Below are 21444 nucleotides of genomic sequence, written 5' to 3' on the forward strand. Positions count from 1 at the left end.
AGGGAGTTTACCAGAGGCCCGTTTACGGCCATAGATTTCATTAATATAGAATGACTATATCAATGAAATCTATGTTGTAACTGAACCTCTGCCCTAACTCTGAGTTGTGCACAAACTTAGTGTAATTGGTATTAATTTATGTTTTCAGGAAGATGCATGAAACCCGATTCATTCACACAAAAACGTCACTTTATTGTTGCCTTGGGCAAATCTCTTCATAAATTTGGTGCTACTGCATACCGTTTGGAGAATCACTTAAAAAGTGTGTCCGAATTCCTGGATGTACCGGGCTCTTTTATCATCACGCCGACTGCTCTTACCTTTGTGTTATACAATATTGAGGATCAGCAAGAGTACAATTATGTGGTCCGTGTTAATCCCGGTGATATTGATTTAAGTGCTTTATCTCGTGCGAATGATCTGGTCGAACAATTGAGCACAGGTGAAAAAACACTGGCCGAAGCTATCGAAACCCTGAACGACATTGCGCAAAGTCCGTCTCCCTATAATCGCTTTTTAATTTTTCTCGCATACGGTGCTTCACCAGGCGCATTTGCATTGCTGATGCATACCAGCTGGCACGATGTGTTCTGGTCAACGTTATTAGGGTTTTTAGTTTATTTTTTAGTCTGGTGGTCTGAGCGCTCAAAAAGTGTGGCGAATGCGCTAGAGCCTATAACCGCCATTACCGTCGCCTTTAGCGCAAGCGCGATAGCGCAATTTGACCCGGGAATTAATATCACCTTGGTAATATTATCTTCGATCATCATTTTTATTCCCGGCCTTTCTCTAACTACAGGCTTAGCAGAGCTGTCAGAAAAAGATCTGATCTCCGGCACTGCGAAGATTATGCATGCAATCATGATCTTGTTTAAACTTTACTTCGGAGGGGTTTTAGGTATGACCCTGGCAAATTTAATTTGGGGTCCTACAGAATATATAAGCAGCCCAACTGTACCAGACTGGACGGCGTGGTTAGCAGTATTAATATTGTCTTTATCGCTTGTTGTTATATTTCGTGCTCGCCCGCGGCATGCATTTTGGGGAATTCTGGCGGGATTCATCGCGTTTGCAGCAAGTCGCTGGGCTGGATTGCATGTAGGTGTCGCATTGGGAGCCTTTGTAGGTGCCTTTGCCGTTGGCGTTTATTCAAATCTTTTCGCTCGTTTTGCGAAGGCTCCTGCCACCATAGTAATGTTGCAAGGCTTAGTGGTACTGGTTCCAGGCTCTAAAGTTTACATTGGATTGAACTCTTTGGTAACTGGCAACGAAATCGTCAAAATCAACCAAATTGGCTCGGAGACTTTCCTGATCTTTATGGCTCTGGTGGCGGGGTTAATTTTCGCTAATGTTGCGGTACGGCCACGCTCCTCCCTCTAACAGGAGAAAGATCCTATGTGCATCTTATTTATCGCTATTAACCAACATCCGGATCATCCATTAATTGTTTGTGCCAATCGCGATGAATTTTATCAACGCCCGACTCAGGCAATGCACAGCTGGCCGACAACGAACGACTGGCAGCTAACCGCCGGCAAAGATCTAAAAGCCGGTGGCACCTGGCTTGGTATTGCCCGCAGCGATAATAAGATTAATCATGGAATACACTTTAGTGCCTTAACCAACATTCGTGATCGCCAGGCCATTGCTGCAAACACAGAACGAGAAATGCGCTCCAGAGGCGAATTAGTGAGCATGGCGTTGACCCCAGGCAATGATATTGATTTTGATTGGCTGTTGGTAAACGCTCAGGATTACAAGCCATTTAATTTAATATACCAACGTCGCGATATCGACGATCCAGCCATGTTCTGTTTTAACTCTCGAGAACAGCAACAACAGCGCCTGACCGATGGATTCCATGCCATATGCAATGGCAGTTTAAATGATAAATGGCCGAAAATGGCTAAGGGCGAGAGAGCCTTGGAAGCGATAGTAAATCAACATCAACCGTTGGATCCTGATGCCTTATTTGCAATCATGCAGGATCAATCTCAGGCACCGGATGAATTGCTGCCAGATACTGGCGTAGGTATAGAATGGGAGCGACGATTATCGAGTATTTTTATCCAATCTGAAGATTATGGGACTCGCTCTACGACCTTGTTGTTTACTCACAAGCGAGGCGGTGCGAGCCTTTACGAATTAACGTATGATCAATCTGGCCAAGCGGTTTCAAAACAAGAGTTTCAATTCGATTAAATCGATTTCAATTTACAAAAGGGCAATTATAAAATGAATAATGACGCTAAAGTTTGCATCGTTACCGGTGGTTCCTCAGGTATTGGCGCCGCCATTGTTGCCCGCTTTTGTGAAAATGGCTACCGGGTGTTCAACCTGGATATTCAAGTCAATGAAAACCAGACAACCGCACATTACATCCATTGTGATGTTAGTGACTTTGCCGCCGTAAAAGCCGCCATTGAAAGGATTATTCGCAAGACTGGAAACGTTGATGTTTTAATTTCTAACGCTGGCCGCCACCTGTCAGCGAATATTGAAAATACCGAAGAAGATGTATTCGATAAGTTAATAGATTTAAATGTAAAAGGCGCTTTTGCTGCTACTCAGGCGGTTCTGCCGGCAATGAAGCATCAAGGCGGCGCTATTATTTATATCGCCTCTGATCAGGCATTAATTGCTAAGCACAATTCTTTTGCTTATAACCTGAGTAAACACGCCCTTGCGTCGATGGCCAAAACAACCGCCCTGGATTATGCTCAATTCAACATACGTGCAAATGCCCTTTGTCCTGGCACGGTAGAAACGCCTCTCTATCATCATGCGATTGATGCCTATTGTCAGCGTTCAGGTGCAGATAAAAACGAGATTCATGCGGAGGAAGCGGCGTTACAACCTTTAGGACGCCTTGGTCAACCTGATGAAGTTGCCGACTTTGCGCTGTTTTTAGCGAGTGACAAAGCCAGCTTTATTACAGGCTCGCTGCAGGTTATCGATGGTGGCTACACCACCCAGTAAATTTAACCAGACCCGGAGCCTACGTTGTGAATGCAAAGATGAAAATTATTGACCCTCATCTGCACTTCTTCGATTTTGAGGGTGGGGAATATGGTTGGTTAAAATCTGACGACGCTCCACACTGGCCTAACAAACAACAATTGCGCCGCAGTTATCTTTTCCAGGATATTAAAGTGGGCAAATCTATTGAAGTGGCTGGCCTGGTGCATATTGAGGCGGGTTACGATAACAAAAACCCAGAAAAGGAGCTGGCCTTTCTCGACACCCAGCCATTAGCCAATTTTAAATCCATCGCCTGCGCCGATTTAACGAAACCAGACTTTGAAAAATCCCTTACTAAGCTGGAAAACTTTAAACATTTCATCGGGGTTCGTCACATCATCGATGACCAGGGTGCCAATCTTCTCTTCGATTCGACTTTCGAAAAAAACCTGGCATTGCTGGCAGAGCGCGAACTGATATTTGAAGCGCAACTGGATTGTTGCGATTCAGAGAGTGCAAAGCGGCTCGCGCAACTGGGCCACAAATATTCACAACTACAGATTTGCATAAACCATTGCGGAATTCTTCGTGATTACAGCAGTTGGCCAGCGATCCCCGAGTATGCGCATTGGCGTGCTTCGATGCACTACTTTTCCGATGAAGAGAATTTTGCCCTGAAAATTTCCGGGATGGAGATGCAAAATCCCAGGTGGAACTGGAATCATGCCAGATGGCTGGTTCACAAGCTCGGCAATTTATATAGCGAAGACAGATTGATGTTCGCCAGCAACTTCCCAATCAACCTGTTATCCATGCCTTACGATGCTCTGTGGCTAGGTTATCGAGATGAGCTAGGCTTAAGCGATGCGAGCTTCCAGGCTTTGTCCCATGATAATGCGAAACGGATTTACAGACTTTAGGTTGTTAACCTAAAGTCTTGAGAGAGGACGCTGTCGTAGAGGACTTCGTCGAGGGAGACTTCGTCGGTGAGGATTTCATCGTAAAGGACGTTGTCGAAAGTTTGAAATTCGTCATCAAGGCGGCGCTCCGAGCGAGGTAAGCTTCGCTGGTGGAAGGTGGAAGAAAGAGCAAAAAGCTTGGGGCATACCGTGATAATACACGGTATCTCTGGTATGAGACGACTATCTAAAGTTTTCCAAACTCGGACGTTTGCAATTGCTAATATTAGGAACAATTGAATGTTTACCTAAAAGATAAGTACCTATAAAGAATCGTTAATACAATTTCAAGCCAAGCAAAAATGTAAATCTCTCTTCCGCAATTTACATTGCGTCGGGGGGGATTACAGGTATCAATAAGTGTGAGTCGTACTGCTTTCCTGTATATATGGAATGAATGCCTTTATTCTCGTTATAAGCATGCGCAAGAGTTGGATGAGAAAAAATATCATGGCCCTGTATAACAAGGTTTAGCGTTTCTCCCTTTTTAAATAAGGTACTACTGGGAAGAATTTCTATTTCCACTGCAACAATTTCGTTTTCAGATAACGTTTGTGGGTTCTCATGGGTTAATATTGGTTGCCAAGGGGTAGATTTTTTTCGATCTAACTCTCGTTGCGACACTCGCAGCCACCCCAGAGCAACCGGCCCCTTGTTATAACCAGTTTTAGCATAAAACGGGACATCATCGCCATGTACGTCGGACTTTTTGACAGCAACAAAGATGTCCATGTCTGTCCCCTGGTCTGTCGACAACCAAAGTTTTAGCTTCATATTCCCCGATATTTCTGTGTCACGGTCAAAGACTATTGAAAAAATAGCACTTCCTGTCTGCGCTGGATAATCAACTTTTCCACTTTTTGTTATCGGCGAAGGTCGCAGAATTCGATTATCAGCATCTAAAAATAACCGTCGGTACTCTGTTCGAGGAATCGGCCAACTTTCCTCAAACCTGACATGGTACTGGGTTAATGAGTGCCTGACTTCTAATCTTACTGGTTTTTTGCTATTTAGCTTGTTTTCTTTTCCTTTTAAATAATGATCAAAAAATTGCTTTTGAAACGCCAGTGCTTCATCGCTGTAATAGGTTGACCACTTAGGTCGACCATGGGTAAACAACCACTTATCGATTGATGAAATGCGTTTAAATGCTTCAAATGAACCACGGCTGTGTAATCCATGATCTGACCAGCTAGCCGCAATCAATACAGGTATATTAATCATCGTCAGATCAAGCGCTGATGTATCTTGGATCAGTTTGAATAGCCAGGGTCTTTTATGAACGAATTTAAATAAAAATGGAGGAGGGCCGACGTTTGCACTCGCACCGGTATTTATCTTTTGTACCCAAAAATTGGTGAACGCAGTTTCTGGTATTCCTCCATGGTATAAGGTTTCACGATAGGGATCCGTCTGTCCTTCCCAGGGAATAATCGCCTTCAAATTTGGCGGCCGTGAAGTTGCTGCAAGCCACTGGGATATAGCTAAGTAGGACACTCCATTCAAACCTACGTTTCCATTGCTCCAGCTTTGCTGGCCAGCCCATCTTATCGCATCATAAAAATCAAGACTGTCTTTGTCACTTAAAATAGAAGGTTTACCCTCTGAACCAAAATATCCACGGCTATCTACGTACATAACAATGTAGTCATTGAGTACCCAAAACGCTGGATCCGGAGCTTCCCAAGCGGTCCACTTACTTACTTTAATCGGCCCGAGATCAAAGTCCGGTTTAGCATTGTGATCAAGCACCGAGGGGTAGTCTTCCGGCCCAAAATCTTTGCCATAAGCTGTAAAGCTCATTATTACTGGGAATTTTCCCTTCTTATTGGGACGGTAAATTTTGGCTGACAATCGAGTATTATCCCGAGTATATATGCCGACATCCCGCTCAATAATAACTTTGCCGAGCAAATCGTTTACAGGGTTTAACTCCACCGGATTCTGTTGGAGGTTCAGGCTTACCGTATTCAGTTTGCTAGCATTGTCAGAACTGCACGCTGAAATTAGTGTGACCAAAACCAAAATTATAAGCTGTAAGCATAAATTCAGGGAAGATAGTATCTTAACCATGCGTTTCTCGCCCAGTTTTTCTGTTATTAGCAAGAGCTATCCAAATAAAAGTTGCGATTAAAACAAAAAGCATAGGGGCCGGCCCAAGTAACTCAAATAATCCGAAAATACAGATTCCAGCAATAAATAAGACACCTAATAAGCGTGGGGTTAGCCAATTTTCTTTTAATGCGTGAATGGCGATTAAAATATTAACGGGAAGGTAAAGCAGTAATCCGGTTATCATCCCCGGACTGAAGTGCCAGAAAATTATACTACTTCCCAAATGAAAAAATGCATTTACAACCTGTGTCGCCATCAGAAATAGGATAACTGAGCAAGCGCTTGCTTTGCTTTGTGCTACTGAGTGGATGAACAGATATATTAACGTAATTGCAGTCAAAATCATGAATACGAGTTCTGTCGGCAATGGATTATTATCTGCAAAATATTGCAGTCGCCACTCTCTAAAGTTGAATAGAAAATGTTCCTCCGCATGGTGAATTGCATATGCGAGAGGAGCCAGCAAAAGGGCATTTTGAAAGTTTATTTTATTCACAATTCCTCCTCATCTGAATCGAGCTATCTGGTAAAAGACCCTTAGCTAGTAAGGGCCCCAGTTTGGCGAACGCCCTAAAGTCAGAATGAATAGCTCATTCGTGCGGATAAAACCCGCGCAGAATTGCCTTTAAACTCCATGCCAATGGCCCCTAATCCACCTAAAGATATCTCAGTTTCACCATCTTCGAGTTCAACATGAACGTAATTTAAGTTGACTTTTAAATCGCCAAAACTAACTCGTGCACCAATATTCAACGCGAATCGGTCATTGACTGGGTTGTACAAAGACGCTCTCCCTGTTTGGTGCGAGAATCCGGCGCTAAGGCTAAAGTGGTCATTCAGTTTTCTGCCATAACCTACAGTGAACTGCTCAATGTTTATCATTTTCGTAATGGTTTCAAATCCGGAAATGTTCGACTTAAGCTGAGAATCTTTCCAGTTAGAAAAGCGGTAACTCGCAAAAATTGCAGACGTTAAACTAATAGGCTGTCTTAGGGAAAAGTGGATGTGATCAGGTGTACTATAATATAATTCTGCATTTTTGGTTGCCGTCGCCAAAGATACAGGCTCACCGCGAACAGCAATCCCCGTCCCCTCGACGCCCTGACCTTTCATAATGTGATCGATACCCGACGTGAAAGTGAAAAGAATTCGCGTTTTTATCTCCGGATTCTGGATCCCAAAACCCAAAATATGACCAAATTTATCGTCTGCTCCGACATTAAATTGCCCTGCGATGTTATATCCCAAAGTTCCACTGCCAGTATGTTGAGCACGGATACCTCCAAAAATACTGATCTCATCATTAAACTTATATTTTAATAAAAAATCATGGGCATTTGCTTCGATATCGATATTGTATCCAAGTACTTCATCGGCGTAGTTTATGTCGTTACCAGAAGGCTCCGAGAAACGGTAGCCAAACACTAAGGTATCACTGATATCAGTTTTAAATGAAAAGGTATAGCGAGAGTGCTCGTTGACAACAGATCCTGTACTTTGACCAACGTCGGGCAGAATTTCGGCTATGGGTTGAAACGCTGGTATCCCTGAGTTGATAAGAAATGCTTTAGGGGAACTGGTGACAATTCCCGTTACATCTGGGTCTACAGTAATTGTAGAAGCTTCGAAAAAGCTACCTTTTTCATAAAGAAAATCTGAAGCAAGAACGCCTCGATCGAGTGCTAATGCCTCCAGCGACAACATCGCTCCAAGTAGCCCTGACAATAATATTTTACTTTGAATCCCCATGGTATTTATGAACCTATCGTTATTATTTTTATGTTTTTAAAATAAACCTCAATCCACTAGGAAGAGATTAAGTTCAACTTAAACAACTATTTTATTGTGGTACATTAGTTTCATATTTTAGGGAACAAATAGGATTAAATATGTATCACATCAAACAGGACAAGCGCTCTGAACGTTCTGCGGAAAAAATCTATCAGGGGTTAAATGAGCTTCTTCAATCCAAGAAATTAAGCGAGATTACGGTTAGTGAAGTGTGTAAAGTCTCGGGAGTTGGGAGGACAACTTTTTATCGTAATTTCGACATTGTCACTGATGTTTTAGCTATGAAGTGTGATCTTTGCTTCAAGGAGGTACTTGCGGGATTTGTACAGCAAAATGGTTTTCGTTCCTTTAATAAAATAAACCTGCTCCGATATTACATCAGTTACTGGATTTCAAACTGGAAAGTTCTCGATAATATTGTTAAAGCTAACAGGATCGATATTATCTATAAAAGTCATTTGCAAGGCTCAAGGATTATAGAAACTAAGTTCAATCCCAACCCACATTTATCCGAAACCGAACGAAGATACTTCATAGCTATGAAAACTGGTGAAACAATTAGCATATTAACTGCATGGATCGAAGGTGGGAGAAAGGAAAGCCCAGAGCAACTATTTGCGATTGTCCAAAAATTCCTTCATTAATTAATCCTTATGTGAAGTAGCTTTGATTTAAACTAAAATTTGGGTTGTCTGGCCTCAATGTTACATGACAGACTGGTTAACAAATCAGGTATGCGAATGACTGTAGCTCATTTGAGACTAAACGAATCTGCTTATTTGATTTAGCCTGGTAACCATATTTATCTTCCAATATGTACTCAAGTTGGCTCAGGCACTTCTGGTTACATTGGGTTAGCCAATAATTTTTTACCGCATTGTAAACCTTCAATTCTTCGTCGGTTAGGTACTTAAAGTTTCTGCCCATATCGGTTATGGACTCAACTCCAACACCGATACTATTTTCCAAAATCGTTAGCGCTTGCTCTCTATCACTTTCTCGTAACTTTGTGGCTATTAACAAATCCCTATGAACGTAGTATCGTTCTTCGATTTTATCAGAATCGATTAACGAGCTTACTAGCGATGCATATTCTTTTTTTTGGATTGCAAATATCACGGTCGAAACCAATATTCCAAAGCCAAAAGCTGACAAGAGAGAAATCACATATATACGTTTACTAATATCCATTTTTATTCCGATACTTTAGTGACCGTCCCCGGCTCCGAGCGGCCTGCCATGATTTGTGTATTGCGCATCAACTTAACTCAAAGCCAATCTCGACGCAGTCCTCACAAAAAATTGCATAGGACTCAAGTTCCCGATAATTCCAAAATACCTATGTCCATATTCGGCGCAACCCTCTACGACAACGTCCTCTACGACAACGTCCTCTACGACAACGTCCTCTACGACGAAGTCCTCTTCCTCCTACTTCACTTCCATATTCGGCGAGCGGTAAACCACTTCATCGTTTAACTCGATACCAAGACCAGGTTCTTCACTCACCTGAAAATAACCATTTACCGGTTGTAAGTCCTGCACACAAAGCTCTCGGTTCCAGTCTTTAATTGCATAAGTGTGGTGTTCGTGGATAAGGAAATTCGGTAATGCCGTTTCTAAGTGCAATGACGCCGCCGTTGCTACAGGACCACCACATACATGCGCCTGGATGCGCACATCAAAGGTGTCGGCATAATCACATACCTTTTTAGTTTCGGTAAACCCACCGCATAAACCAACATCCGGTTGCAGAACATCGATGGACTGATCCTGCATATAAGGTTTAATACCCCAACGATTATACAGACGCTCACCACCGGCAATCGGTACATTCACTTTATCGGCAACTTTCTTGTGTAAGTCGGAATTTAGGTAATTGACCGGCTCTTCGTAATACATACAACGGAATTCTTCGACCATATCGCCAAGCTGGATCGCTGTGGTTGCGCCGAGCAAGCTGTGACATTCAAAGATAATATCGCCATCTTCCCCCATGGCATCTCGAATCGCGGCCAGGCGAGCACGGAATAATTTCATCTCAGGATTGGTAAACAACTTAGTGCGATCAAAATGAGTAACGCCATGCATGTCATACATGATTGGATCGACTTTCACCGCGTCATAACCTTCTTTCAAAGCTTTCTCCGTGGCACGGGCATAATCGGCAGGATCGTTTAAGCGGTTTACTTCACTATCCCAGTCAAACTGCAGCTGGCTGGCATAGGTGCGCAGCTTGTCATTTACCTTGCCACCCAGTAACTGATAAACCGGAACGTTCAGTGCTTTACCCTTGATATCCCAAAGCGCGGTATCGATGGCACTCATTGCCGCATAAATTACCGGACCGCCACCTAGGCCCCAGAAGCTTTCGCGAAGCATTCGCGACCAAAGTAGCTCAGTCTGAAACGGGTCGAAACCAATGAGCATTGCTTCGGCAATTTCTTTGATCATATGCGCTGCCGCACTGTGACCAAGATCATAGGCAAGGCCAGCTTCACCAACACCACTGATACCTTCATCGGTGTGAATGCGGACAAACACCGGATTCCAGACGTTACGTTTTGGGCAATGGATATCAAATATTTCGACTCGGGTAATTTTCATTATTGTTCCTGATAAATATATGGGTGATGGTAAATACTACTTCACAAAATCTGGATTAATTCGGTAAGCCTTACGCAACATCGCCGGCCAAGCCTTTTGTCCACCGGTAGTACCGGTGTGAACCACTTTTGCCTGGGCATAAATGTTATCAATAATGTCCTGACCAACTTTAATACTGTCGATGCCGCAGGCCTGCATTTGCAGTTGAATTTCACAGGCACGATTTAAATCATACATACGCATAAAGGCATCACCGATAGTCGGGCCTAAGGTTAATGCGCCATGGTTTCTCAACAGTAGGTGGTTATTCTCGCCAAGGTTTTCCTGCAAGCGTTTTTTCTCTGCAGGATTTACCGCTAATCCTTCATATTCGTGATAAGCCATAGAAGCGATGGAAAACATCGAATACTGACTCAGAGGCAGTAATCCTTCAGGTTGACTGGCAACCGCGATAGTGGGAATGGTATGCAGGTGTAAAACACAACCGGCGTCATGGCGCACTTCGTGGATGGCACTGTGGATAGTAAATCCGGCAGGATTAATGGCAAATGGCCCACCGTCGAGAATATTACCGTCGATATCTATCTTGACCAGGTTTGAGGCACAGACTTCATCAAAGGCAACACCGAATGCATTAATTAGATAATGTTCGGTATCGGGTATGCGAGCCGATATATGGGTGTAAATCAAATCATCCCAACCAAAATGAGCGACAAGCTGATAACAGGCAGCCAAATCAACACGGGTCTGCCATTCGGCATCACTCACCTGCCCTTTTAAATTTCTATTTGGTAAATCAAACACCAGGTATCCTCAAAAGCTAACATAAGTATATAATTTAATTCGACAGTTTACCCCCGTTAGGGCGGTACGAATCACTGACTGGAAATTAAACATTGGTCAGAGTACACTAGCGATTCAGGTTTTGTCGTACTATGGATAGCAACTATTGAAACGCGCAGTACTTTTTCTTGTTTCGCTGTTACTTCTTTCCCCCACACTTTCTTCCTTCGCCAAAGAATATACTCTGGATGCGGAGAAGAGTCGTTTGATTGGTAGTTTAACCTACCATACAGTGAAAAAAGGCGATTATTTTCAAAAGATTGCCGAGCAATATGATATTGGATTTCTGGCTTTGATGGAATCAAATCCTGGCATTGATCCGACTCGTCTTAAGCCCGGCATGGTTTTGACCATTCCTTCTCAGATGATTCTGCCTTATGCGGAGCGCAAAGGTATTGTCATTAATCTGTCAGAATTACGTTTGTACTATTTTCCCGAGGATAGTAACAAGGTACATGTATTTCCGGTGGGCATCGGCAAAATCGGCGATTCAACCCCGACGCTAATTTCTACCATCAGCGAAAAGCGTCATAAGCCTGACTGGTACCCTACCAAAGACAAACGCGAAGAATATTTCGAAGAACACGGTGAGCCCATGGCAAAAGTCATTCCCGCAGGGCCCGATAACCCTCTTGGCGACCACGCCTTGCGCCTTGGTCAAAGCGTGTACTTAATTCACGGTACCAACCAGCGCTTTGGCATAGGCATGCGGGTCAGCTCAGGCTGTATTCGTATGTACCCGAAAGACATTGAATGGCTGTTTAATGAGGTGGATATTGGCACTCAGGTAAAAATTATCGACCAGCCGATAAAAATGGCTTATCAAAAACCCGATATGCGCCTTATTGAAGTGCACTCGCCATTATCATTGGAAAATCACCAGCAACCGAGTCTGTTACCGTTTCCCGATGGTGTCAGAAACTTCCTGGGTAACGATCCACACCTGTTAGAATTACTGGAAGATTATATTAAAGCGCCGAAAGGCATTCCAATGCAGATTTCTCCGGGCAGCTATGCCAACGAGCAGGAGCCGCCTGAAGTTCCGGAAGCAGAAACCCTGTAACAGATATCTGCTATCTGCCGTCTGCCGTCTGAATTCTCAATAAAAAAACCGAGTGGTTAAACTCGGTTTTTCTGTTCGTATGTCGATAAGTATTTATTTCTTATAAGATTCTACAACGTTATCAACACGTTCATTAGCTTCTGCAGCCATTTCTTTAGCCGCCATCGCATCCGCAGTTGCTTGCTGTTGCTGGACCTTAAGGTCAGCCACTTCACTGCTTAGGCTATCCACCTGAGATGAAAGGTTATCCACTTTCATGGTCAGGTCAGCGACATTTTTCTCCAACATCTCGTTACTTGAACAACCTGCAAGACCGAGAGCAATCACCATCCCTGCAAGTGTCATCATCTTGTTTTTCATCTAGCTACTCCAAAATTAAACAACAATTAAATACAACCACTTCGTGGCCGTTCCTGGTCAAAAAGCAATCAATTTCATTTCGCAATATAGCACAATTAAGCAAAAACGCTTGTTTTTTTTGAAGAATTTACTAAGAACAATCAAGGGGGCAGAGTCGTTGAATACCTTGTTCAACGACTCTGCCCCCCCTTGATTTTGGAGAACATAGAATGTCGGGAAATATTGAAATTGTTCAGGGTGATATCACCAAGGCTGACACCGATGCCATTGTTAACGCCGCCAACCCGATGATGTTAGGCGGCGGTGGTGTCGATGGCGCTATTCATCGTGCAGCGGGTCCTGCACTTTTGCAGGAATGTCGGAAAGTGAAAGCGATAAACGGCATTCGCTGTCCATTCGGCGAAGCGAGAATCACATCCGCCGGCATCCTAAACGCCAAATACGTCATACATACTGCAGGACCAATCTACCGAAATGAGGATCACCCCCAGCAGGTATTGGCTTGCTGTTATCGAAATTGTCTCGAATTAGCCTTGGAGCACCAATGCCAGTCTATCGCCTTTCCGGCAATATCCTGCGGCGCTTATGGCTACCCGTTAGAAGAAGCGGCCGAGATAGCAGTGAAAGTTTGCAGTCGGGAAAAATATACCAATATACGCATTCAATTTTTTCTATTTAGTGATGAACTTGAACAAATATGGAAAAAAGCGATTTCCCAAATTACGGACTCCGAGAGCTAAATTATTGGCAGTCCTAAATCTTCTTTGACCTTTTCGATAACCACGTAAGTATGAGTTTGACTCACACCAGGAAGTTCAACGATTTTCCCAAGAACATCGCGGTAATTGCTCATACTGGTTACTCTCAGTTTAAGCAGGTAATCAAAGCCGCCCGCGACCATATGACATTCTGCTACTTCCTTAATATTTACCACTTCATCACGAAAATCATTGAAGACATCGGCGGTGGTTCTATCCAGCGTTACCTGAATAAACGCCGACATCGGGATATTGAGTTTTTCCGCATTTAATATGGCGCCATAACGTTTAACATAGCCCTCGGATTCCAGTCGTTTAACCCGGTCGAGACAAGGGCTAGGGCTCAAATTTACTTTTTTCGCCAATTCGACGTTGGAAATTCTGCCGTCTTTTTGCAGAGTGTCTAGAATAGTAAGATCAATCCGATCCAATGTACGTTGTTTGCCGCTCATGACGCCACCCCAGTAAACACTATATTATTTGGTTAATTTAAAATTAAACCAAATATTACACTGAAGAAAGCCGAATATCACTAGCATATTTTGGCGCAAGTTCTCTAAAATCATGCAAAATTGTAATCAGCATAATCGATAGGCCCTTGCCATGTTATTTAATGGAAATCTAATTACCGACGACCCGATTCGCCAACAAATTCGTGATCATTATCGCGCCGATGAAAACCAGGTTCTTGCCAACCTTTTACCTGTTGCAGAAATTAGTTCGGCGGCAAAATCCCGTGCCTGGGAACGCGCCAGACAACTTGTTGTAGAAATTCGTAAAGAGCAAGTAGGCAAAGGCGGCGTTGACGCTCTATTGAATGAGTTTGCCCTATCAACCGACGAAGGTGTGGTACTTATGTGCCTGGCTGAAGCCTTGTTGCGCGTACCGGATAAAAAGACTGCTGACAGTCTGATCCGCGACAAGCTGGCTGAAGGCGACTGGAGCGCTCACATTGGTAATTCTGAATCGATCTTCGTCAATGCTTCTTCCTGGGGCTTATTACTAACCGGTAAAATGGTGAACTACACCGATAAGAAGAAGAAAGAACAGTTTGGCCTGTTGAAAAAAACCATAGGCCGTCTTGGGGAGCCGGTGATCCGCAAAGCCGTGCGTTATGCAATGCAGGTAATGGGCACCCAATTTGTTATGGGTCGCCAGATTGACGCTGCCGTTGAACGTGCCAAGAAAACTGAGGTCAAAGGCTATACCTATTCATACGATATGTTAGGAGAAGGCGCTCGCACCATGAGCGATGCCGACCGTTACTTCCAAAGCTACATGACGGCAATTGATGCTATTGGTAAAGCTGCAAAAGGTAAAGGTCCGCAAAATAGTCCGGGGATTTCTATTAAGTTATCGGCGATTCACCCTCGTTACGACTTCACTCACCGCGAACGCGTATTGGACGAATTGATTCCGCGCCTGAAACAGCTCGCGCTTGCAGCAAAATCTTATGACATCGGCTTTACTGTTGATGCCGAAGAAGCGGATCGTTTAGATATTTCTTTAGATGTTATTGGCGCCGTGTTTGCCGATACCGACCTTAATGGTTGGGATGGTTTTGGTATTGCCGTCCAGGCCTATCAAAAGCGTGCCCTATATGTCATTGAATGGGTGCGCCAACAAACCCAAAAAGCCAACCGTCAAATGATGGTGCGCCTGGTAAAAGGAGCTTACTGGGATTCTGAAATCAAAATCTCCCAAGTTGAAGGCTATGAAGACTTCCCGGTATTCTCACGCAAGCCTTCAACCGACGTTTCCTACCAAGCCTGTGCCAAACGCCTGCTTAGCTATCGCGATAGCATTTATCCGCAATTTGCGACCCATAATGCATATACGGTAGCGACCATCATGGAAATGACCGATGATCACACTGGATTTGAATTCCAACGCCTGCATGGCATGGGTGAATCTTTGTATGATCAGGTTGTAACTAATGACAAGGTTTCCTGTCGTGTTTACGCGCCAGTCGGTGAACATGCCGACTTGCTTGCTTATCTGGTTCGTCGCCTACTGGAAAACGGTGCCAACAGCTCATTCGTAAACAATATTGTTGATGAAGACATTCCGGTAGAAAGCTTGTTACAGGACCCGGTAGAACAAGTGCAGTCATGGGTTAACAAATACAATCCGCAAATTCCTCAGTCTATCGACATCTATGGCAGCGAACGCGCTAACTCAAAAGGTATCGATTTAACCAATGTTGATCAGGTAAGTGTGATGCGCGAAAACCTGGATAACTGGTTCAGTTCTGCAACTTCCAATGCGGCGGAAAAAGTTCAAGGTGCAGAGCCTGTGGTCAATCCGGCGAATCACGATGAAGTGATTGGTTACCTTTCGCATTTACAACCTGAGCAAATGACAGCCGCGGTTGACAGTGCCCAGGCGGCGTTCGAAAGCTGGTCAGAAACCCCGGTTAGCGAACGTGCTACTTTGTTGCGCAAAACCGCTGATGCATTAGAAGCCAATCGCGATGAGCTCATTGCCCTGTGTATCAAAGAAGCCGGTAAAATTCCGGTCGATGGTGTTGCCGAAGTTCGCGAAGCCGTAGACTTTTGTCGCTATTATGCCGCCCGCGCCGAAGATATGTTGCCATCGCCAGCATTGCAGTCCCGCGGTGTTGTCCTTTGTATCAGTCCATGGAATTTCCCACTAGCCATATTCTTAGGTCAGGTAGCCGCAGCGGTTGTTACTGGTAATACCGTTGTTGCAAAACCGGCCGAACAAACCAGCCTGATTGCCCTTCGCACCATTGAGCTGATGAAAGAAGTGGGTATGCCGGACAATGTTGTAGTTCCGATAATTGCCCGTGGTTCTCAGGTTGGTGCTCATGTGGTTCCTGATGAGAGAGTACAGGCGGTGATGTTTACCGGTTCTACTGAGACCGGTACCTGGATTTCGCAAAAACTAGCAGAGCGCCAGGGGCATCAGGTGCCATTAATTGCCGAAACCGGCGGTCAAAACTGTATGATCGTTGATTCAACCGCACTGCCTGAGCAAGTTGTCGATGATGTTGTTAGCTCTGGTTTCCAAAGTGCCGGTCAACGTTGCTCTGCGCTGCGAGTGCTATTCCTGCAAGAAGATATCGCCGATAAAGTGATCAATATGATCAAAGGCGCAATGCAGGAGTTGCACGTTGGCGATCCAGCCATGCTAGCAACCGACGTAGGCCCGGTGATCGATAACAAGGCGTTCACCGCTTTAAACAATCACGTCGAATATTTAAAAGATAAAGCGACCTTGCATTATCAGTGTGAGACTCCGGATTTAGGTGACAGCGGTCACTATTTCTTTGCACCACGTTTATACGAAATTGCAGATTTATCGGTATTAACCAAAGAAGTCTTTGGTCCTTGCGTGCACGTAATTCGCTATAAAGAAAAAGATCTGGAAAAGGTTATTGACCAGGTAAATGGTACGGGTTTTGGATTAACCATGGGTATTCACACTCGTATCGAAGAGAAGAGCGAATATCTGGCTAAGCGTTCTCGCGCCGGTAACATCTATGTCAACCGTAATATGATTGGTGCGGTAGTAGGTGTACAGCCGTTTGGTGGTCGAGGTCTATCGGGGACTGGTCCTAAGGCCGGTGGCCCTATGTATTTAAGCCGCTTGGTTAAGGAAGTGGTTAGTCAGGAACGGCCTCAGGCGAGCGTTAACGTCAAAGAGCTGCTTAATGCATCAGCAAACAGCAACAAGGCATCAGTAGATGAAATCATGAATCAGGCGAAAGCCGATGAAAACAAATGGTCGATGACAGATGTGCAATTACGTTCATCCATTGTTCGCCAGTTGTTAGCAACCTTATCCAGCAATAAAATTGTTCAGGGTCAGGAAGATGATTTAAATACAGCATTGCAAGCGGCTCGCAAGCAATTAAATATATTTGAAACTGCGCTGAGCAATCCAATTACCTTGCCGGGTCCAACGGGAGAATCGAATAAGCTTTATCTCGAATCCCGAGGTACTTTGGTTGCTGTGCGTGATAGCCAAACCAGCTTTGAATATTGGTTGGTAAGTATTGTTTCGTCCTTGGTTGCGGGTAATACGGTAGTTTCTGCCGTTTCCGATGAATACCTGAATGAAGCGATTGCCATTGAAAGTGCACTGCAAAAGCTTGGATTAGTGAAAGGCATTTTCCAGGTAGTTAGCCTCGGACAATTGCCTGAAGTTACTATGCACCCGTCTTTAGCTGGTGCTATCTGTGGTCCACAAAGCGCTTTAGTTGCTTATTTAGCTGAGCAATTAGCGGCAAGAACCGGCGCGATTTTACCGGTAATTAGCCCAGAGCAATACGACGCTCTGCTGCATCGTTTAGTGACGGAGAAAACCATTACGATTGATACTACGGCGGCAGGTGGTAACGCGTCTCTGATGACGATGGAAGATGCGTAAGCGATAAACGGTGACAATCGCATTGAAAAGGCATGCGATAGGGTGACAGTCCGGTGAGAATACCGGACTGCTGACAACAGAAAATCAGAGATTTTTCGTTGCTGACAGACGTGGCAAAAAACGCCACGTCAAGTTTGCTATCTGAAAGCTGTTTGTTGTCACCGGCGCAAGCTTGTCGCAGTCAATTGCTCCATGCATTTTCTGCATACAGGCCAACCCCTGGCCATAACCGGTAAAGTAAAACGCAGTTTTGCTTTACCAATACACCCTCAACGCCCCGGTAACACCCCAGCCATCGTATTCACCACCATCATTGGCATCATCGTCCATGCTCGCGTATTGGGCACCCAGGTGTATTTTGAATTTATGCTCATTTAAAAAGAAGTTAACGCCGGCAAATAATTCATGATATTGGTCACCGCGATCGCCAACAATACGATTTTCATAGCGTCCCAGACGCACACCATTATCACCATCGCTATTGAGATAGGTGTAACGCATCACATATTGCACGATTTCATTTTGATCATAGTAAGGCATTAAAACCACACCGAATAAATCGGCTTGATCAAAGTAACCGCTACCATAGGCCAAATCGGTTCTTAACCCCCATTGGCCCTTCTGAAACTGTCCCGATAAACTGGTCACATGGCCAAAATCACGGGTGCCTGCATCCTCATCTTCTTTGTTGTAGACATAGTCAAGGCGAACCACGCCTTCATCAAACCAGTCATTAGCAGAAAACTCCCTACCAAGCGCCAAAAGCGTAAAGTAAGCGGCTTCGGTAAACCCAATTTCTTCTTCCGGGTCGCTGGAAAACACCCCGGCGTAATAAGTCCAGTCCTCAGCGAAATCATTAGTAATGCTGATACCGGTAAAATACTCGGCAGTAAACCAAAGGTTATTGGTGAGATTGTTACGTTGCGGGGTCAGGAGCTTTTTTGAGGACGTTTTGCCGTCCAGGGTAAAACCCGCTGACTGCTTCAATAATTTTAACGTCGCACCGTTGTCGAAGGTCCAGGCTATGTTGGCATCAGTCAGTCGATTGTAACTATCGGACAGTGACTCATTGAGATCAAAATCTCCTTCGAGTGATATGGTAGCGCCGTAGAATGAACTCTTAAATCCAAACCGAAAACGGCGCCATAGTAAATCTTCATACTCACCTTGATCGGCATCAAACCAGGCGGCATCCTGGTGTAATCGTCCGGACAATTTAAAGTAATCTCCCTCTTCATTTTCCCAGATATCGGCGACATCCCATGCCGATTCAAATGCACTTTTCTCTTCTTCCGCCGCACAAGGCATGGAAGTTATGGCGAATGCAGCAAGGGAGCAGGAAATAAATTTAATACTTGATTGGACTTGGGGGGACATCATGACAATCCCTGAATTTTTGACAAAGAACGTTGAAAAGGTAGTTTAAAAGCCGCTAATCAACAAATATTTTACGGCTTAGGAGCCATAATTGCGGCATATTTCGATTAGATAGACCGATTGCTTGATGATTACCCTTTGTAAATATTGAAAAAAGTCTAACCATTACAAATATGAAGCTTTTGAGAATGTTTTATGACAAGCGCTTGTTAACGATAAATCTGACGATCAATTTGTTGCTTCAAGAGACAGGATTTCGACGATTTTTTGCTCGTACTCATCAACTTTATCTTCAAAAAAGCCAACCTGATTTTCAACAACCGAGCCGTCACGACCAATCACAAAGCTACTTGGCATGCCTTTTAACTGATATTGCTCACCCAGTTTACCGGAAGGATCATAAATAATCGGGAATTCTGCGGGATGATCTTTTAAAAAGTCTTTGGCAAAAGCTTTATCAACATCCAGATTTATAGTGATAACACGAAACCCCTGATCCTGATATTTTTCCTGCATCGCATTCATCCAGGGGAAGGATTTTCGGCAAGGTACACACCAGGAGGCCCAGAAATCCAGATAAATGACATCACCTTTATATTTTTCCAGCATCTGCGCTAGTTGCTGTTCAGCGATATTTGTTGAGGTGACGGGTTCATCCTGGGCTTGTCCCAGAATACTATACAGACCAATTCCGCATAGCAGCACGGCGCTAAACAACAGCATCGAAAACGTCTTAGACATATACTTCTTAACTCACTAGTTTATGGTTTCACGAACTTACCGATTTACCATGAGGACAATTGTTTTTTGTTCTGAGTTGCCTCTTGTTCGGCTTCTTTGCGAACTTCATCCACTTCCTGTTGGTTCTGGCATCGCTCAACGACCTGATCATCACGATAGTAACGAAGGTTCAGGCAATCCTGTTCGTAGCGACGTTCCAGTTCAGTTCGTAATATCGGTTGGCCGCGAGCGTTATCAATCTGCTTTTTCAAATTAATACATTCATTTTGCTGCTCTGCGCTAATGCGAATATCATCACAATTTTCATTATTTGATGAAGAGCAAGCGGCCAGAAACAGGCTTACAGAGATAGATAACAGGAATTGCCTCATGATGGTCCCCTTTATTATAGGAATTTTCCGTCACTTAAAGTGCCCAAACCAGCCCTGACAAGTTACCTTCCAGCATATTACTAACCGCTTATATTTCAATTCGCTGAAGCAAATAACGCATATTCATTCGGACAGGTAATATCCAACATAGCAGTAACCATTCGCACAGGCAATATTCATCCACGCAATGTTCAGCTAAAATGTGTAGCAAAACAGGAGTAAGTTATTATGATGCAGGTAGTTGACTATCAACACCCCGATGCGGCAGAGCAGTTTGTCGCTTCATTACGCGAAACAGGTTTTGGCGTTTTGAAAAATCATCCGATTCAACAACAACTGGTAGAATCCATTTACAGCAACTGGCAGGAATTTTTTGATTCCGAAGAAAAACATCAATTTGCTTTCGATCCGCAAAAGCAGGATGGCTATTTCAGCCCGCAAATCTCCGAGACAGCAAAAGGCCACAAAGAAAAAGATATTAAAGAATACTTTCACGTTTACCCATGGGGTCGCATTCCAGCGCAACTGAAAGAAGAAATTCTCGATTATTATCAAAAAGCCTCATCTTTGGCTGAAGAACTTTTAGACTGGGTTGAGCAACACAGTCCAGAAGACGTGTCTAAGCTTTATCATGAGCCGTTATCAAACATGATCAAGGACACCCCAAATACCTTATTGCGAGTACTACATTACCCGCCGTTACAAGGTGATGAAGAGCCAGGTGCGATTCGCGCCGCGGCCCACGAGGACATTAACCTGTTAACCATATTGCCCGCAGCCAATGAACCGGGATTACAGGTGCAATTACAATCTGGTGCATGGATGGACGTACCGTCAGATTTCGGTAACCTGATCATTAATATCGGTGACATGCTGCAAGAGGCCAGTGGTGGCTATTTCCCATCAACCAGCCACCGGGTTATTAACCCAGAAGGTACGGATATGAGAAAATCACGGATATCCCTACCGTTGTTCCTGCACCCAAGATCCGAAGTCGTACTATCCGAACGCCACACCCAGGCATCTTACCTGCTTGAACGCCTACGCGAGCTCGGCGTTAAAGACTAATCCACAGGGTCAGCTAAACAAAAAAGCCAGAGACG

Annotated in this window: 20 protein-coding genes; 9 read left to right on the forward strand and 11 right to left on the reverse strand. The window is 44.2% G+C overall.

All coding sequences use genetic code 11. The features are described from left to right. Positions 1-156: 156 nt before the first annotated feature. The 4 genes from FNC98_RS13990 to FNC98_RS14005 are packed head-to-tail and all read left to right on the forward strand — an operon-like array spanning position 157 to position 3881. Positions 157-1380, forward strand: a complete 1224-nt coding sequence (locus tag FNC98_RS13990) for a threonine/serine exporter ThrE family protein (protein ID WP_144034922.1) — start codon at positions 157-159, stop codon at positions 1378-1380. A gap of 15 nt (positions 1381-1395) precedes the next feature. Then, complete coding sequence (locus FNC98_RS13995; protein ID WP_144034923.1) at positions 1396-2202, forward strand: NRDE family protein; 807 nt, start codon at positions 1396-1398, stop codon at positions 2200-2202. A 33-nt stretch (positions 2203-2235) separates the two neighbouring features. Then, positions 2236-2979, forward strand: a complete 744-nt coding sequence (locus FNC98_RS14000) for an SDR family NAD(P)-dependent oxidoreductase (RefSeq protein WP_144034924.1) — start codon at positions 2236-2238, stop codon at positions 2977-2979. A gap of 38 nt (positions 2980-3017) precedes the next feature. Beyond that, the gene (locus tag FNC98_RS14005) at positions 3018-3881 is read left to right on the forward strand and encodes an amidohydrolase family protein (RefSeq protein WP_144034925.1); all 864 of its coding nucleotides are present in this window, start codon (positions 3018-3020) and stop codon (positions 3879-3881) included. Between the two features lie 363 nt (positions 3882-4244). Here FNC98_RS14005 and FNC98_RS14010 read toward each other — a convergent pair whose 3' ends face one another. From FNC98_RS14010 to FNC98_RS14020, 3 genes are all read right to left on the reverse strand, one after another. Beyond that, positions 4245-6026, reverse strand: coding sequence for a CocE/NonD family hydrolase (locus FNC98_RS14010; RefSeq protein WP_144034926.1), 1782 nt, complete (start codon positions 6024-6026; stop codon positions 4245-4247). After that, on the reverse strand, positions 5986-6531 hold the full coding sequence (locus FNC98_RS14015; protein WP_185967985.1) for an HXXEE domain-containing protein: 546 nt from the start codon (positions 6529-6531) through the stop codon (positions 5986-5988). Before FNC98_RS14015 ends, FNC98_RS14010 begins: the two co-directional genes overlap by 41 nt. 80 nt (positions 6532-6611) lie before the next feature. Further along, complete coding sequence (locus FNC98_RS14020) at positions 6612-7760, reverse strand: hypothetical protein (RefSeq protein ID WP_221932894.1); 1149 nt, start codon at positions 7758-7760, stop codon at positions 6612-6614. Between the two features lie 164 nt (positions 7761-7924). On the opposite strand from FNC98_RS14020, the gene FNC98_RS14025 reads away from it, so the two are divergent. Beyond that, entirely contained in the window at positions 7925-8470 is a 546-nt protein-coding gene (locus FNC98_RS14025; RefSeq protein ID WP_144034929.1) for a TetR/AcrR family transcriptional regulator, read from the forward strand. A gap of 76 nt (positions 8471-8546) precedes the next feature. On the opposite strand, the gene FNC98_RS14030 is transcribed toward FNC98_RS14025, so the two are convergent. From FNC98_RS14030 to FNC98_RS14040, 3 genes are all read right to left on the reverse strand, one after another. Continuing rightward, positions 8547-9017, reverse strand: coding sequence for a hypothetical protein (locus FNC98_RS14030; protein WP_144034930.1), 471 nt, complete (start codon positions 9015-9017; stop codon positions 8547-8549). 240 nt (positions 9018-9257) lie between these two features. Continuing rightward, a complete protein-coding gene (locus FNC98_RS14035) occupies positions 9258-10433 on the reverse strand; it encodes a mandelate racemase/muconate lactonizing enzyme family protein (RefSeq protein ID WP_144034931.1) in 1176 nt (391 codons plus the stop codon). Between the two features lie 36 nt (positions 10434-10469). Then, positions 10470-11237, reverse strand: coding sequence for a class II aldolase/adducin family protein (locus FNC98_RS14040; RefSeq protein ID WP_144034932.1), 768 nt, complete (start codon positions 11235-11237; stop codon positions 10470-10472). Between the two features lie 145 nt (positions 11238-11382). Between FNC98_RS14040 and FNC98_RS14045 the strand changes: the two genes are divergently transcribed. Then, the gene (locus FNC98_RS14045) at positions 11383-12339 is read left to right on the forward strand and encodes a L,D-transpeptidase family protein (RefSeq protein ID WP_144034933.1); all 957 of its coding nucleotides are present in this window, start codon (positions 11383-11385) and stop codon (positions 12337-12339) included. A 93-nt stretch (positions 12340-12432) separates the two neighbouring features. On the opposite strand, the gene FNC98_RS14050 is transcribed toward FNC98_RS14045, so the two are convergent. Further along, complete coding sequence (locus FNC98_RS14050) at positions 12433-12699, reverse strand: Lpp/OprI family alanine-zipper lipoprotein (RefSeq protein WP_144034934.1); 267 nt, start codon at positions 12697-12699, stop codon at positions 12433-12435. A 209-nt stretch (positions 12700-12908) separates the two neighbouring features. Here FNC98_RS14050 and FNC98_RS14055 point away from each other — a divergent pair, with 209 nt between their 5' ends. Further along, on the forward strand, positions 12909-13439 hold the full coding sequence (locus tag FNC98_RS14055) for an O-acetyl-ADP-ribose deacetylase (protein WP_144034935.1): 531 nt from the start codon (positions 12909-12911) through the stop codon (positions 13437-13439). On the opposite strand, the gene FNC98_RS14060 is transcribed toward FNC98_RS14055, so the two are convergent. Then, positions 13436-13909, reverse strand: coding sequence for a winged helix-turn-helix transcriptional regulator (locus FNC98_RS14060; RefSeq protein WP_144034936.1), 474 nt, complete (start codon positions 13907-13909; stop codon positions 13436-13438). The two genes, FNC98_RS14055 and FNC98_RS14060, sit on opposite strands and share 4 nt — an antisense overlap. A gap of 151 nt (positions 13910-14060) precedes the next feature. On the opposite strand from FNC98_RS14060, the gene putA reads away from it, so the two are divergent. Next, the gene (gene putA / locus FNC98_RS14065) at positions 14061-17852 is read left to right on the forward strand and encodes a bifunctional proline dehydrogenase/L-glutamate gamma-semialdehyde dehydrogenase PutA (protein WP_144034937.1); all 3792 of its coding nucleotides are present in this window, start codon (positions 14061-14063) and stop codon (positions 17850-17852) included. Between the two features lie 255 nt (positions 17853-18107). On the opposite strand, the gene FNC98_RS14070 is transcribed toward putA, so the two are convergent. The 3 genes from FNC98_RS14070 to FNC98_RS14080 all read right to left on the reverse strand — a co-directional run bounded on the left by FNC98_RS14070 (position 18108) and on the right by FNC98_RS14080 (position 20341). Then, positions 18108-19232 carry a porin gene (locus FNC98_RS14070; protein ID WP_144034938.1) on the reverse strand — a complete coding sequence of 375 codons (1125 nt, stop codon included), beginning with the start codon at positions 19230-19232 and terminating at the stop codon, positions 18108-18110. Between the two features lie 225 nt (positions 19233-19457). Next, positions 19458-19970 carry a TlpA disulfide reductase family protein gene (locus FNC98_RS14075; protein WP_144034939.1) on the reverse strand — a complete coding sequence of 171 codons (513 nt, stop codon included), beginning with the start codon at positions 19968-19970 and terminating at the stop codon, positions 19458-19460. Positions 19971-20014: 44 nt separating this feature from the next. Then, positions 20015-20341, reverse strand: a complete 327-nt coding sequence (locus FNC98_RS14080; RefSeq protein WP_144034940.1) for a hypothetical protein — start codon at positions 20339-20341, stop codon at positions 20015-20017. A gap of 225 nt (positions 20342-20566) precedes the next feature. On the opposite strand from FNC98_RS14080, the gene FNC98_RS14085 reads away from it, so the two are divergent. Beyond that, complete coding sequence (locus FNC98_RS14085) at positions 20567-21409, forward strand: isopenicillin N synthase family dioxygenase (RefSeq protein ID WP_144034941.1); 843 nt, start codon at positions 20567-20569, stop codon at positions 21407-21409. Positions 21410-21444: the final 35 nt, after the last annotated feature.

The organism is Thalassotalea sp. PS06, from assembly GCF_007197775.1.
Classification (GTDB): domain Bacteria; phylum Pseudomonadota; class Gammaproteobacteria; order Enterobacterales; family Alteromonadaceae; genus Thalassotalea_A.

Coding starts and splice junctions, on each gene's coding strand:
- FNC98_RS14035 (WP_144034931.1), bottom strand. CDS start 10,433: ATGAAAATTACCCGAGTCGAAATATTTGATATCCATTGCCCAAAACGT.
- FNC98_RS14005 (WP_144034925.1), top strand. CDS start 3,018: ATGAAAATTATTGACCCTCATCTGCACTTCTTCGATTTTGAGGGTGGG.
- FNC98_RS14000 (WP_144034924.1), top strand. CDS start 2,236: ATGAATAATGACGCTAAAGTTTGCATCGTTACCGGTGGTTCCTCAGGT.
- FNC98_RS14060 (WP_144034936.1), bottom strand. CDS start 13,909: ATGAGCGGCAAACAACGTACATTGGATCGGATTGATCTTACTATTCTA.
- FNC98_RS14050 (WP_144034934.1), bottom strand. CDS start 12,699: ATGAAAAACAAGATGATGACACTTGCAGGGATGGTGATTGCTCTCGGT.
- FNC98_RS13995 (WP_144034923.1), top strand. CDS start 1,396: ATGTGCATCTTATTTATCGCTATTAACCAACATCCGGATCATCCATTA.
- FNC98_RS13990 (WP_144034922.1), top strand. CDS start 157: ATGAAACCCGATTCATTCACACAAAAACGTCACTTTATTGTTGCCTTG.
- FNC98_RS14055 (WP_144034935.1), top strand. CDS start 12,909: ATGTCGGGAAATATTGAAATTGTTCAGGGTGATATCACCAAGGCTGAC.
- FNC98_RS14025 (WP_144034929.1), top strand. CDS start 7,925: ATGTATCACATCAAACAGGACAAGCGCTCTGAACGTTCTGCGGAAAAA.
- FNC98_RS14080 (WP_144034940.1), bottom strand. CDS start 20,341: ATGAGGCAATTCCTGTTATCTATCTCTGTAAGCCTGTTTCTGGCCGCT.
- putA (WP_144034937.1), top strand. CDS start 14,061: ATGTTATTTAATGGAAATCTAATTACCGACGACCCGATTCGCCAACAA.
- FNC98_RS14030 (WP_144034930.1), bottom strand. CDS start 9,017: ATGGATATTAGTAAACGTATATATGTGATTTCTCTCTTGTCAGCTTTT.
- FNC98_RS14075 (WP_144034939.1), bottom strand. CDS start 19,970: ATGTCTAAGACGTTTTCGATGCTGTTGTTTAGCGCCGTGCTGCTATGC.
- FNC98_RS14070 (WP_144034938.1), bottom strand. CDS start 19,232: ATGATGTCCCCCCAAGTCCAATCAAGTATTAAATTTATTTCCTGCTCC.